General features: G+C 59.4%; 10 protein-coding genes and 2 pseudogenes. 7 read left to right on the forward strand and 5 right to left on the reverse strand.

Going from position 1 to position 12,635, the window contains the following annotated elements:
• From F7P80_RS11600 to F7P80_RS11610, 3 genes and pseudogenes are all read right to left on the reverse strand, one after another.
• Positions 1 to 1,096 (reverse strand): annotated as a pseudogene (locus F7P80_RS11600) (calcium-binding protein); the annotation flags it as partial.
• A gap of 20 nt (positions 1,097 to 1,116) precedes the next feature.
• Positions 1,117 to 1,650, reverse strand: coding sequence for a hypothetical protein (locus F7P80_RS11605; RefSeq protein WP_130932726.1), 534 nt, complete (start codon positions 1,648 to 1,650; stop codon positions 1,117 to 1,119).
• Complete coding sequence (locus tag F7P80_RS11610) at positions 1,647 to 3,866, reverse strand: peptidase domain-containing ABC transporter (protein ID WP_151044895.1); 2,220 nt, start codon at positions 3,864 to 3,866, stop codon at positions 1,647 to 1,649. Before F7P80_RS11610 ends, F7P80_RS11605 begins: the two co-directional genes overlap by 4 nt.
• A gap of 397 nt (positions 3,867 to 4,263) precedes the next feature.
• Here F7P80_RS11610 and F7P80_RS17375 point away from each other — a divergent pair.
• From F7P80_RS17375 to F7P80_RS16805, 5 genes and pseudogenes are all read left to right on the forward strand, one after another.
• Positions 4,264 to 4,362, forward strand: a pseudogene (locus F7P80_RS17375) (nucleotidyltransferase domain-containing protein); the annotation flags it as partial.
• Between the two features lie 16 nt (positions 4,363 to 4,378).
• Positions 4,379 to 4,714, forward strand: a complete 336-nt coding sequence (locus tag F7P80_RS11615) for a hypothetical protein (protein WP_338028327.1) — start codon at positions 4,379 to 4,381, stop codon at positions 4,712 to 4,714.
• A gap of 138 nt (positions 4,715 to 4,852) precedes the next feature.
• Complete coding sequence (locus F7P80_RS11620; RefSeq protein WP_077344977.1) at positions 4,853 to 5,155, forward strand: hypothetical protein; 303 nt, start codon at positions 4,853 to 4,855, stop codon at positions 5,153 to 5,155.
• 97 nt (positions 5,156 to 5,252) lie between these two features.
• Positions 5,253 to 5,657, forward strand: a complete 405-nt coding sequence (locus tag F7P80_RS11625; protein ID WP_151044897.1) for a hypothetical protein — start codon at positions 5,253 to 5,255, stop codon at positions 5,655 to 5,657.
• 150 nt (positions 5,658 to 5,807) lie between these two features.
• Positions 5,808 to 5,951, forward strand: coding sequence for a hypothetical protein (locus F7P80_RS16805; RefSeq protein ID WP_165442798.1), 144 nt, complete (start codon positions 5,808 to 5,810; stop codon positions 5,949 to 5,951).
• 287 nt (positions 5,952 to 6,238) lie between these two features.
• On the opposite strand, the gene F7P80_RS11630 is transcribed toward F7P80_RS16805, so the two are convergent.
• Positions 6,239 to 6,751 (reverse strand): tetratricopeptide repeat protein, encoded by a 513-nt coding sequence (locus F7P80_RS11630; protein ID WP_211372029.1) that lies wholly within the window; start codon positions 6,749 to 6,751, stop codon positions 6,239 to 6,241.
• A gap of 335 nt (positions 6,752 to 7,086) precedes the next feature.
• Here F7P80_RS11630 and icd point away from each other — a divergent pair, with 335 nt between their 5' ends.
• Both icd and F7P80_RS11640 read left to right on the forward strand, forming a co-directional pair.
• Positions 7,087 to 8,343, forward strand: coding sequence for an NADP-dependent isocitrate dehydrogenase (icd, locus tag F7P80_RS11635; protein WP_077344979.1), 1,257 nt, complete (start codon positions 7,087 to 7,089; stop codon positions 8,341 to 8,343).
• Positions 8,344 to 8,579: 236 nt separating this feature from the next.
• Positions 8,580 to 9,971, forward strand: a complete 1,392-nt coding sequence (locus F7P80_RS11640; RefSeq protein WP_249041452.1) for an MFS transporter — start codon at positions 8,580 to 8,582, stop codon at positions 9,969 to 9,971.
• A gap of 47 nt (positions 9,972 to 10,018) precedes the next feature.
• On the opposite strand, the gene F7P80_RS11645 is transcribed toward F7P80_RS11640, so the two are convergent.
• A complete protein-coding gene (locus F7P80_RS11645; RefSeq protein WP_151044901.1) occupies positions 10,019 to 12,583 on the reverse strand; it encodes a chemotaxis protein CheW in 2,565 nt (854 codons plus the stop codon).
• Positions 12,584 to 12,635 lie beyond the last annotated feature (52 nt).

Here is a 12,635-nt window from a genome sequence, read left to right on the forward strand (position 1 = left end):
GGCTGACGATGCCGGCGTCGGCGAGCGAGATCAGTTCGCCGGCGCCCGTCGCCCCGTTCTGGTCGGCATCGCGCCAAAGTTTGAGTTCGGCAAAGGCCGGGTCAGAAGCGTCGATGATGCCGTCGCCGTTGCTGTCCAAGGCGGCGAGTGCGGCAAAGCCGTTCGGAGCCAGCGTGCCGTTGGGAAGAGGTGTGAAGTCGCCAAAGAGCTCAGCGCCGGTGTCGATGCGGCCGTTGCCATTGCGGTCCCAGACCAGGAGGGCGTCGTCCTTGCCCGCCCAGCCGGTTCTAGTCAACACACCGTCGCCGTCGTGGTCGAAATAGACGTTGCTGGCGAGTCCCACCGTCTCCAAGCCGTCGCCGTCAAGGTCGAGAATGATGGGGTCGCGCGGCCAAACCCAGTTTTTAGCGCGGTCCCACCAGTCTTTGATGTTCTTTCCGAAGTCGCTGAGGTTCTTGCTCAGGTCAAGCAAGCCATCAAGGATATCCTTTTCGAGTTGGTTCTTGAAATCTTCCCAACCTGTCTTGTCATCGAACCATTTTTCAAAATCGTCCCAGAATTTCCCTTCATCACTATTGCCGGGGACATCGCCACCGGGGAGATCGAAATCCGAGCCTGGAGCCCAGTTATCTGTTGGCCCATCTTTCTGTGGTGCTGGCAATCCTGCTTCGCGAAGCGCTTCGTCTACGGTGGAGTTGGAGTTGCTTGACCTCGGGTCATAGGGGATGTTTTTGTCATCGATGCCCTTGACGGTTTCTTTGATTTTGTTCCATTCCCGCGACAAATCGTCACCTTCCTTGATGGTTTCGCGGGGGTGAGGCGTGGCGTTTGGGTCGGGGTGTTCTGGATCACGCGCACGATCCCAGTCAGGACTCTTGTCGTCGTACTTCCCAGATTCGGTCTTGATGTTTCCAAATGGTGAGGTTGAGGATTCACTTCGACCGCCACTCGCCGCACCAGGGCCAAAATACCCAGGGCCTCCACGAGCATAAAACTTGTCGCCATTGCTATCGGTGTAGATGATGTACTTGTGAAAAATGCCAAGACCACCAACAAATGCGGCAGGCGTGTATCCAACTTCGATTTTTTCCGTCATGATTACCCCCCCCCCCCGAATTAAATAGAACTGGCCCAGATATTGGCTTCAACACTTATTACGACTGCCTTCTTAGCATCAACGGTAAGCGTCATTGCCACTCCCTTGGAGATGATCAATCGCTCTCGTCCATACTGATCTTTTCTTACTGTGAATCTGCTTGTTCCCTGTGTGATTTCGCGCTCGAATTTTTTCTTTCTCGCTTCATCAGCATATGGCTTTAGCTCGCCATTGGGCCATATTCGGGTACCTTCGTGACGGTACTCGTAAATACTAAATTCTTGTGACTTGAGTTGATTCAATAACTCAAAAGCCTCTGCCATAGGCATCCCTGGGCGAAAGTACTTCGTAGCGACAAGACTTACGGCTTTGTCCCGCCCATCCTGCCCACCACCAGCTTTGTCGGCTTCAATCCAAGCCGTCTCCATTTCAGACAGCATTTTGTCGATCCACGTTTTGTCTTCCACTTTGCACCCCGCAATAAAAAAAACGGTCAATGCCATCAGCAAAGATGACCAGAACCGGCTGCTTACTTGTGCCGACCAGAAATTCATACATCCTCCTCCACCAAACTCATCTGCATGGCATGCTGCCCCATATTCACCACCTCATCCACTTGCAAGCTCTTGGGCACTTGGTGCGTGATAAAAATCATCGTCACCTTGCCCTTGAGTCGGTTGATGGTCTGCGCGAAGTGCTCGGCGGTCTGTTGATCCAGGTTCGAAATCGCCTCGTCGAAGATCAGCACCTTGGGACGCTTGAGTAGCGCGCGGGCAATGGCAATGCGCTGGCGCTGCCCGCCCGATAGCCCGGTGCCGCGCTCGCCGATCTCGGTCTGGTAGCCCTGCGGCAGCTTCTCGATCACCTCGTGGATTTCCGCCGCCTTGCAGGCTGCGATCACGTCCTCGAAGCTGGCGTGCGGGTGCGCCATGGCCAGGTTGTCGTAGACCGTGCCGGAGAACAGCACCGTTTCTTGCGGCACCACGCCGAAGGTGGCCCGCAGTTCGTTGGCGGCAAGCTGCCGGATGTCTCGCCCGTCGAGCAGGATTTGCCCTTCCTGCGGCCAGTAAAAGCCCTGCATCAGCTTGGCCAGCGTGCTCTTGCCGCAGCCGCTGGGGCCCATCAGCACCGTGAGCTTGCCGGTGGGGATGGCCAGACTCAGGTTGCGGTAGAGCCAAGGGTGCTGCTCGGAGTAGCGGAAGCCCACGTCCCGGATGTCGATGCGGCCTTCGCCACCCGCAGCGCGTTGCGGGGTGAGCGTAAAGGGCTCCTGCGGCATGTCCAGGATGTCGCCCAGGCGCTTGACGGAAATGCTGGCCTGCTGGAATTCCTGCCACAGCCCGACCAGGCGCAGCAGCGGCTGGCTCATGCGGCTGGCGAACATTTGGAAGGCCACCAGCATGCCCACGGTCATCCCCGCTTCGGGCTGCATCACGAGCCACGCCCCCACGATGAGGATGGACAGCGTCATCACCTGCTCCAGCCCGTTGGCCACCACGTTGTAGGTGTTGCCCACCTGCTTGGTGGCAAAGCCTGCCGAGAGGTACTGGGCCAGATAGGTGCCGTAGCGTTTGCCTACGTCCGGCTCCAGTTGCAGGGATTTCACCGTGGCCATGCCCGCCAGGTATTCGGTGAGAAAGGCTTGATTCCTTGCGCCGAGCAGGAACTGCTTGTCCAGCCGCTCGCGAAAGATCGGCACCATGATGAGGCTGGCGATGACGATCAGCGTCAAGATGCCCAGCGCGATCAGCGTGAGCTGCCAGCTGTAGGAGAACATCACCGCCAGGAAGATGAGTAGAAAGGGCAGATCGAGTACCAGGCTCACCGCCGCGCCGCAAATGAACTCGCGCAGCTGCTCCACGCCGTGCAGACGCGCCACCAACGTACCGGTGGGCCGCGCCTCGAAGTACGGCAGCGGTAGGTGCAACAGGTGCTTGAGCACCTTCTCGCCCAGCACGGCGTCGATGCGGCTGCCGGTGTGCAGCACCAGATACTGGCGCAGCCAAGTCATGCCGCTGGTGAAGAGCATGAACACCACCAGCGCCACGCCCAGCACGATGAGCGTGCTCTCGGAGTGATGGGCGATGACCTTGTCGATGATGACCTGGGTGAAGAGCGGTGTGGCCAGGCCGACCAACTGGATGGCGAGGCTGGCGAGCAGTACATCCCGCCAGATGCGCTTGTGGCGCAGCAGTTCGGGCACGAACCAGGAGAAGCCGAAGGGCTTTTTCTGGGTTTCGGGCGATGCGGTTTTGCTGACCGATTCGGAAACGGGTGGCTCGGCCTGGGCCACCAGCAGCAGTACCGGTGCCGCTTGGGCGCGGGCGGCGTCGAGCGCCACGGTCTCCGGGGCCGACTGGCCGGGTTTGACCCAAGCCAGGGTGTCGTCACCGTGCTGGACGATCAGCGCCGGGGTGAGCGGGATGCGGGAGGGTGGCGGGGGTGACGCGGCATTTGTATCTTCGCCAGAGCCTGCCTGCGTAGCTTCAGCCGCGGGCGTAGGCAACAGCGCCACGGCGGGCAGCGGCAAGGCCGACAGCCCTGATGACTGGCCATCAGGCCAATGCGCCAACCCGGCCTTGAGGCCGAGGGCGTCCAAGGCCTCGATCAGCGTGGGCAGATCGATAGGCGGCGGAAAACGCTTGATCACCAGCTCCGTATCGAAGGGCTGGCGATAGAAACCGGCCAGGCTCGCCAGGAGCCACAGCGCGGCTTGGGTGTCTACGTGTGTTTCCGCATCAGCAGTCGTATCCTGATGCACTCCCTGCATGCTTGTCCATCTTGTTTGTTATTCTGACGAAATACAGGTTGTGCGAGTGTAATGAGGGGGCTGTCAATAGCAAGATGGCATGTTGTCGCAGGATTTTTGCAAACGTGTTGCAGCCGGCCGACATCCCATCACCCGCTCATCCCCTCACAAACACGCAGAAACGCGCTTATGCTCGGAGAACGGGTTTGGTTTCGGTCGCGACTGCACCACCAAGCACCTGAAAAGGCCTAATGTTTTAAGGCATTAGGCCTTTTTTCTTTTTGGGTGCAAGAAAGTACATGTTTTTTGCAGCACCGCCAGACGCAATGGGCAGGCAACGCCGTAACATGCAGGATGATTGAGGGCGCCAGCAACTTCGATAGGGCATAACCAAGTGGGTGCAATGAACTACACACGCATGCTTGAGCAGCTGCAGACAGCCGTTCCCAGCCTGTCTGCGCTGTATGTGTTTGGCGCTCAGGCCACGGGCGATGCAGGCCCAGACAGCGACTTGGACCTGGCCGTTCTGGCGGATGAGGCGCTGGGCCCTGAAAAGCTGTGGGCTGCTGAGCAGCGAGCTGGCCGCCACGGCGCGCTGCCATGTGGATTTGCTGGACTTGCGTGCCTCGTCTACCGTGATGCAATACCGCATCATCACCACAGGGCAGCGCCTGTGGGCCAGAGACAGCCAGGCTGCCTTGTACGAGAGTTTTATCCTGAGCCAGAAAACTGCCCTGGATGAAGCCAGGGCAGGGCTGCTGCAAGACATTCAAAAAACACTACCAAGCGCTGCAGCTGCCCATTGTGGAGGCTGTGATTACCAAGCATCTGGGGGATTTCACGGCGTACAGCAAGACGCTGCTGCTTAAAAACGCTACTTTGCCGCAGCAGTAAATTTTGGATCTACAGAGGTAGGACACCAAAGAGTGTTGAGATGGCTTTAGAAGCTGCTAGCTTGGCAAATAGGGCCTACCTAGAATGCGCTTTGTTACAGGCATGGCGTGCATATGAAGCGGATAGTGATTGTCGGTTTAATGTTTTCATCGATGGCCTTCGCTCAGAGCGATGTCGTTCGAGGCGCAGGCAGATTGGCAGGTCAATTTGGCGTGGGCATCACTGACACTATTCGTGACAATCAGCCTCATTGGGAAACCATACCAGCCAAGTCAAAAGCTGAGTGCCTGAAGGAGTCCAATGGCGTATTGAACAATCAATTTGTTCGCTGCAGAAACGGTCGCCAAGAGTATGTGCAGTACAACAGCAAGAACGAGCGCATGGTGCTGAGAGAGCGGCCTATCCCGATGAATTGATGGTTCCGAACTGTTGACAGCAGATCTTCCAGATTTTTGGGTGTGCCCCCAGGTCGCTTTGGCAATCGGCTTGCCGAGCGCTTAGGACGATGCTTGCATGGGGCAGCTCAAGATTGGAGTCATTTTTATGTTTGGCTGGTTTTGCAAGCTATTTCGTGACGTCAATGCGCGCAGCGCCGCGCTGGAAATATTGGAGCAGCAGGCGCATGCTGCAAAGGAGCAGCTCAACGCATCTCTTCTGCTTGCCTATACCTCTTCAGGCCCTGAGACGAAAGTCGCATACCTGGAGCTTGCGAAATCCAGCTTTGCCACGCTGCAGGCCATTGCTGCAGAGCATCCAAGCATGCGTTTAACCAACGAGAACGAAGTGGATGACGCCATCAAACTGATGGAGGAAGAATTTACTCGCGCTGGTTATTACGCGATGTTCGATGCCAGCCGTAGGCAAGCAGCGTCGGCGCATGTGCATCTCAGCCAAAGAGCGAAAGAGTTGTTGCGCTAAAAGCCATGCTGCTTGCGCCAGCTCGGCAGCTGCAGGTCACAGGCTGCATGTGCTTTTGGTAGAGGCTGGTGCCAGTATTGGATAGCCCAATGTGCAGACCTGCTCAATAGGGTATGGTGTCCGTACTGAAACAAAGAAAGCACTTTCTGTATGGCTAAACCTAACTATCAATTCGAAAAGCGTCAGAGAGAGCTGGAAAAAAAGAGAAAAAAGGCCGAGAAGGCACAGCGTAAGGCCAGTGGCGCTGATGGCGTGCCTGCGGAAACACCGGTTGTGCCGACATTGGCGCAGTAAGCCCACTCTACGTCCCTTGGATCGCTTGTTCAAAGTCTTGATGTACTGGCTGAGGCTTGCGCGTCTGCACGGACCGGCCTGATCGCCAATGCAAACCTGCGGTTTGCTGTCTGGTGTGAGTAGCTTTAAGAAAAGCCCCTTCTGGCTATGGCCAAAAGGGGCTTTTACATTGGTGAGTCAGTGCCCGGGCTTGCTGCAAAAGGCATGGATTGATCTGCTGTGTCGACAGCGTAAGCCTGCAGCAGGACGGGCTGTTTGCTTTTACTGGGCAGATATTTCACGCACGATCAGCCATTGATTGCCTTCGCGCTGCAGCTCCATGGTTTTGAGGGTGCTGTCTTTGTAGTTGTCTGCAGAGTAGTCCTGGCGGAATCTGGCCGTGGCGCGTGCGCCGTTGTCTGCGCGGCTTTTTGCATCTGGCCCTGTGTGGCGTAGAGCACGGCCAGATTGTTGTAAGGCTCTGGCAGGTTGGGGACGTCACGTGTCAGCGCGCTAAAGATGTCTATGGCCAGATCGTACTTTTGCTGTTCTGTGGCGATCACACCCTGCAGAAAGCGCATATGTACGTCGTTGCCGTTGCGGCTCAGGTGTGCCTGCGCAAGCGCTGCCGCTTCGGTCAGCTTGCCCTGGGCCATGAGCTGATTGACTTCGGTGACGGCCGTGGAGGCAAGGCTTGCGCTGGCAAAAGTCAGGGCCGCCAATGCCAGACTGGCAGTGCGCCAGCGCGCCAGCGCGACCAGCGTTGCATCCAGGTACGTGAGAGACCGGAGAGGGAAGGCGCGGAAGCAGGGGGCATACAAGCGAATTTCACAGCAGCAGGGCAATTCGGAAGGAGTGAATGAAAGCCTGTTACAAGGCAGAAGTTACGAAACTTTTACTTTGTTTCTGAATTTTGTATGTAGGTGGATTGCCTGCGCTGTGGGGGTTTTGTCTGTTCTGTACATCCTTGCTGTGCGGGTGTGGCGCAGTCGCAAAGCAGCACCAGGTGCAGCGGCTCGCTGCAAGAGGGGCATCGCCAATGCATACCCGGTGGTGCGCGTTTCATGCCGCCATGCGGGGTGAAGCAGCCTAGAATCGGCAGCAAGTGGCCATGCAGACCACAAGCCCTACGTTGAAGTCCGGAGATAGCTTCCTCATGCAGTACACACACATCCGCATTCCTGAAAATGGCAGCCAAGTGACCGTTAACGCGGACATGACCTTGAATGTTCCCGATCAGCCCATCATTCCTTTTATTGAAGGTGATGGTGTGGGCGTGGACGTTACGCCAGTGATGCGCAAGGTGGTGGATGCTGCAGTGGCCAAGGCCTATGGCGGCCGCCGTCAGATTCAGTGGATGGAGGTGTATGCCGGCCAGAAAGCCACGCAGGTCTACGGCCCGGACGTCTGGCTGCCCGAAGAGACGGTGGATGCCGTGCGCGAATATGCCGTTTCCATCAAGGGGCCGCTGAATACGCCTGTGGGCGGTGGCATTCGTTCCCTGAACGTGGCACTGCGCCAGACGCTGGACCTGTATGTGTGCCTGCGCCCCATGCGCTACTTCAAGGGCGTGCCTTCGCCCGTGCGTGAGCCTGAGAAGACCGATGTGGTCATCTTCCGCGAGAACTCGGAAGACATTTATGCAGGCATCGAGTTCGCTGCAGGCACGGACAAGGCGCAAAAACTCATCGACTTTCTGCGCGATGAGATGGGCATTGACCATATCCGCTTCCCAGCGACCTCTGGCCTGGGCATCAAGCCTGTCTCGCGCGAAGGTACGGAGCGCCTGGTGCGCAAGGCCATCCAGTACGCGATTGACCATGACAAGCCTTCGGTGACGCTGGTGCACAAGGGCAACATCATGAAGTTCACGGAAGGTGCGTTCCGGGACTGGGGCTATGACGTGGCCCTCAAGGAGTTCGGTGGCGAGCTGATTGATGGCGGCCCATGGGTGGAAATCAAGAATCCCAGGACCGGCAAGCGCATCACCATCAAGGACAGCATCACTGACGCATTCCTGCAGCAGGTGCTGCTGCGCCCGGCCGAGTACAGCGTGATTGCTACCATGAACCTCAATGGTGACTACATCTCGGACGCTGTGGCGGCGCAGATTGGCGGCATTGGCATTGCGCCCGGTGCAAACATGTCAAGTTCCGTGGCGGTGTTTGAAGCCACCCATGGCACAGCGCCACGCTATGCAGGCAAGGACTATGTGAACCCCGGCTCCATGATTTTGTGTGGCGAGATGATGCTGCGCCACATGGGCTGGGTGGAGGCGGCGGACCTGATCATCAGCGGTATGGAGCAGGCCATCCAGAGCAAGAAGGTGACTTATGACTTCGCGCGCATGATGGAAGGGGCCACCCAGGTGTCATGCTCCGGATTCGGGCAGGTGGTGATTGACCACATGTAAGTGGCCCTGCGTATCCGCCAACCCCGCAGCCGCGGGGTTTTTTAGCTTTTGACCGTGTGTACGGCTGGCGCTTTGGCTGTGCAGCTGCGGTTTGCATGCATTCGCTTGACCTCGGTAATTACGAAAAAAAGAGCTGCCAGCGCTCTATTTGCAATGCTTTCAGATAGAAAAGTAGTTGAAACCATTGCTGTATCAGCGCTAGAAGCTATTGATTTGATATGACTCATACTTCCACTATGGCATCTGCTGCTGAGCCAGATGGCATGCATGGGCGTGCACGCAAGCTGGCCATGGCAGTCATTATTTGCGGCCTGGTGATCTGTGTGCTCGACAGCACTATGCTGAGTCTGGCCCTGCCGCAAATGGCCCGGCAGTGGCAGATTGACCCGGCCCAGACGCTGTGGGTGGTCAATGCCAACCAGGTGGCATCGCTGGTGCTGCTGCTGCCACTGGCTGCGCTGGGCGATCGTCTGGGCTACAAGCGTGTGTACCTGTGGGGCATGCTGGTGTTTGGCCTGTCCAGTGTGCTGGCGGCGCTGGCACCTTCGCTGCAGTGGCTGATTGTGGCGCGTGCTCTGCAGGGCATGGGCATGGCGGGGGCGCTGAGCGTCAATGGCGCGCTGGTGCGGCAGATTTATCCGCGTGCCCAGCTGGGGCAGGGCCTGGCGCTGAACTCCATGATGGTGGCCATCAGCTATGTGACCGGGCCGGTGCTGGCGGCGGCGGTGCTGTCGCAGCTGGACTGGCGCTGGCTGTTCAGCCTGCACATGCCGCTGGCGCTGTGGGTGTGCTGGCTGGGGCGCAAGGCCTTGCCCAAGCCATTCAAGCCTTCAGACCTGCGGGGGCTGTCCTGGTGGGATGTGCTGCTCAACATCACCATGTTTGCAGCGCTGTTCCTGGGGCTGGATCGTCTGAGTCACTACAGCCCAGAGCAGGGTCTGCTTCCTGCCGTTGCCTGGCTGCTGCTGGGTTTGCTGGCGGGCTATGTGTATGTACAGCGCCAGAAGCGCGGGGCGCAGCCCATGCTGCCGCTGGATTTGCTGCGCATTCCGGCGTTCAGGCTGTCCATGGGCGCTTCCATCTGCGCCTTCAGTGCGCAGACCATGGCCTTTCTGGCCATGCCTTTCCTGCTGATGGATGCCTATGGCGTATCGACCGGGCAGGTGGGCATGCTGATCAGCGCCTGGCCGGTGGCGCTGGCCATCGTTGCACCCATTGTGGGGCGGCAGATTGGCAAGATTCCAGCCAGCCGCCTGGGCGGCATGGGCATGCTGCTGTTTGCGGCGGGGCTGGCGGCACTGTCTCAGCTGTCGGCTGGCGCACCCGCCTGGGATATTGCCTGGCGCATGGCCATGTGCGGTGCGGGCTTTGCCATGTTCCAGTCGCCCAACAACCACACCATCGTCACCTCTGCACCCATGCACCGCAGCGGCGCGGCCAGTGGCATGCTGGGCTCGGCCCGTCATACCGGGCAGAGTCTGGGCGCGGTGCTGCTGGCGGCCGCCTTTGTGCTCTGGCCAGGCAGCGAAGGCATCGCCGAGCAGCGTGCCTTGCTGATGGGCGCAGGTCTTGCGGTGCTGGCAGCCGTGTTCAGCGTACTGCGCCATACGCCGGTCAAAGGCCGCTGAGGCGGCCTGCGCCAGCACAGCGCATGCTGGCGGAAACCGTGGCGGGTTTAGCCGATGTACTCCATCGCCTCACCAGATTTGCGGGGCGACTGCAGCGCATGCAGCAGCCCCTGTGGGTTCAGGCACTGGATCAGCAGTGCGCCCTGGTTGGCCTGAATCAGCTCATGCACCAGCAACTCTGCGCCGCCCGCCATGCTGGGCGCGGGGCGCACGCTCTCACGGGCGAAGTGGTGCACGCCATGCAGGGCGCTGACCAGCAGACCAAACTTGCGCTCGCCGTGCTCAACCACCACCACCTGGTGTTTTTCCGTCAGGCGTGAGCGCTGACCGGTCAGCAGCTCACCCAGATCAAACACCCAGACAAAGCCTGTGACCTGCCCCTGCGCATGCCGTGCCAGTGTGCCAATGCAGTAGGGCAGGCGGCTGGCCGAGACGGGGTTGACGGAGGTCGCGGGCAGGGCCTCCAGCACGGATTCGGCATGCAGTGCAAACAGCTGCTTGCCCACGAAGAAGGTGGCCATCTCGATGCCGTTGATGCTGGCACTGCTCTGGATGGCGTGGCTGGCCTCATGCACGCTGTCTGCTGTTTCCACCTTGCCAAAGGACTCGATGGAAATGGCCAGTACATCCTCACGGTAGCCGTCCGAGGTTTTGAACTCACGGTAGCCGCGCGAGACGCTGGCGCCCACAATGCCGTATTCGTTCTGGTAGGTGGTGATGGCGGCATCGCTGTGGCCCACCTGCAGCTGCAGCAGCTCGGGCTTGGGCAGTTGGACCGTGCTGCCGGGGGGCGAAGCAGGATCGGTGCTCGCCAGCACCAGTCCCTGGCGGTTGACGTACATGGCGCGGGTCTTGGGTTTGCCGACCAGAGAGCTTTCCAGCATGGCCTGCAGCTCCGGTATGGCATTGAACACGATGGCAATGCCGCCTACGGTGCGTTCATGGGCATCGTCCGTGCGAATGGGGGCGTGGTAGACATAGGTGGCCCCTTCGCTGCCAACGTGCGCAGCGCTCCACGGCGTGACGTGGTAGGACTGGCTGTCATTGAGTTGCATGACGGCCTGCACGGCTGCGCTGTCAATCGTCTGCTCCAGCACGCTGCTGCCATCGGGCAGATGCGGATGGCTGGCGCACAGGATGCGGCCCTTGTTGTCATAGACCATGAGGCGCAGGTAGACCGTGTAGAGGCTGTTGATGTGTTCCAGTACCTGGGTCGCTTCAGCCAGCAGAGCTGCAGGCGCCTCGCCTTGCGCATGGTGCAGCGTCAGCAGCTGGCGCAGCACGGGCGAGAGCGCCCACCAGCGGCAGTCATTGGCGCGTTCGTAGAGGTTGCGGTCCAGCAGATCGACCAGCAGCTGGGTCAGCGACTGGCTGTCGCGCAGGCCGACGCTGAGCACGGTGTCGTACAGATCACGAATCGACTGGGTAAAGACCAGATTCGTGCGTGCGCCGGTCTCGCCAATCTGCTCGAGCACCGACTTCAGGCGCACCGACCCTCCGCGCTGCCCGGCCGTCATGACCTGGCCATTCCAGACCACGCGGCGGATGGAGTCTGCCGCGTTGATGATGTCGTACAGCGGCGGGCAGAAACTCTTGGCGTGGGCCAGCAGACCCTGTGCCACATCGTGGGGCAGACTGTCCACGCAACGCATGATTTTGGTGCCAAAGGCCTGTTCCACCGGAATCATGACCTGACCTTTCCACCCTGCAGGCCCCGGATAGCCTTGGTAGGGCTTGGCAGAAACGGTTTGCACCAGATAGGTGCGACCGGAGTGTGTGAACAAATGTGGTGCGCCTTCGGGGTTGGAGGGGACCTTGGTGCCCGGCGCAATCCAGTGCGCGTCGCTGCTGGCGAGTACGTAGTCATGCTCGTTGAGCAGCAGGGCTACGCTGCGGCCTTCGGCGGCGCTGCTGCCGGCAAAAATGCCTGCCATCTCCCCCAGAAAGTCAAAGGACAGGCACAGCACGCCGCAGGGTTGGCCGGTCTGCGGGTGCAGCATGCGCTGTGTGTAGAGCAGGGCCTGGTCCTTGTGGGGGCGCAGATTGGTGTAGCGGAAGGTTTCTACAAAACTGTGGCTTCCCAGCGTCTGGGCCAGCAGCGAATCGTGTGAGCCATCGACGGGCGAGCTTTCATCGATCTGGGCCAGCACGGTGCCGGTCAAATCGAACAGCATGATTTCGTCGTACACCGTGTATTTGTGCTGGTACTCACGCAGGCGCTCGACGATGCCCTGGCCATCGGTGAACCCGGCGACGTAGTTGCACAGCGTGCGGTCCGTGGCCAGAAAACCGACGTCGGCCGTGCGTTCATAGAGATTGCGCACCACGATGTCGATGACGTGGTGCGCGCAGGTGGCGATTTCGGACATGACCTCGCCAATGGACTCCGACACCATGGAGTGCACCAGGTCCTGCTCCAGGCGCTGAAAGCCTTCGCGTGTGGCGGCCATCATGGGCAGCATGCTGTGCGCCTCTTCGGCGCAGTGCATCTTGGCCGATGATTCGATCAGGCGCCACATGAGGTTGAGCTCCTGCAATAAGCGCTCGCAGCGCGCGACATCCCGCATGTATGGGATGAAGGTGTCGATATGGATCTCGTTGTCGCTTGTCATGTCTGCCTCCCCTTTTTCAAGACAGAGCTGGCAGTTCAGGGGCCCAGCTCTT

The sequence above is a fragment of the Comamonas kerstersii genome, from assembly GCF_008801935.1.
Classification (GTDB): domain Bacteria; phylum Pseudomonadota; class Gammaproteobacteria; order Burkholderiales; family Burkholderiaceae_C; genus Comamonas; species Comamonas kerstersii.

What these genes read in the sequence shown, in the direction of transcription:
- F7P80_RS11620 (WP_077344977.1), top strand. Translation starts at nt 4,853, where the DNA reads ATGAAGCGGATAGTGATTGTCGGTTTAATGTTTTCATCGATGGCCTTC.
- F7P80_RS11625 (WP_151044897.1), top strand. Translation starts at nt 5,253, where the DNA reads ATGGGGCAGCTCAAGATTGGAGTCATTTTTATGTTTGGCTGGTTTTGC.
- F7P80_RS11640 (WP_249041452.1), top strand. Translation starts at nt 8,580, where the DNA reads ATGGCATCTGCTGCTGAGCCAGATGGCATGCATGGGCGTGCACGCAAG.
- F7P80_RS11645 (WP_151044901.1), bottom strand. Translation starts at nt 12,583, where the DNA reads ATGACAAGCGACAACGAGATCCATATCGACACCTTCATCCCATACATG.
- F7P80_RS11615 (WP_338028327.1), top strand. Translation starts at nt 4,379, where the DNA reads ATGAGGCGCTGGGCCCTGAAAAGCTGTGGGCTGCTGAGCAGCGAGCTG.
- F7P80_RS11610 (WP_151044895.1), bottom strand. Translation starts at nt 3,866, where the DNA reads ATGCAGGGAGTGCATCAGGATACGACTGCTGATGCGGAAACACACGTA.
- icd (WP_077344979.1), top strand. Translation starts at nt 7,087, where the DNA reads ATGCAGTACACACACATCCGCATTCCTGAAAATGGCAGCCAAGTGACC.
- F7P80_RS11605 (WP_130932726.1), bottom strand. Translation starts at nt 1,650, where the DNA reads ATGAATTTCTGGTCGGCACAAGTAAGCAGCCGGTTCTGGTCATCTTTG.
- F7P80_RS16805 (WP_165442798.1), top strand. Translation starts at nt 5,808, where the DNA reads ATGGCTAAACCTAACTATCAATTCGAAAAGCGTCAGAGAGAGCTGGAA.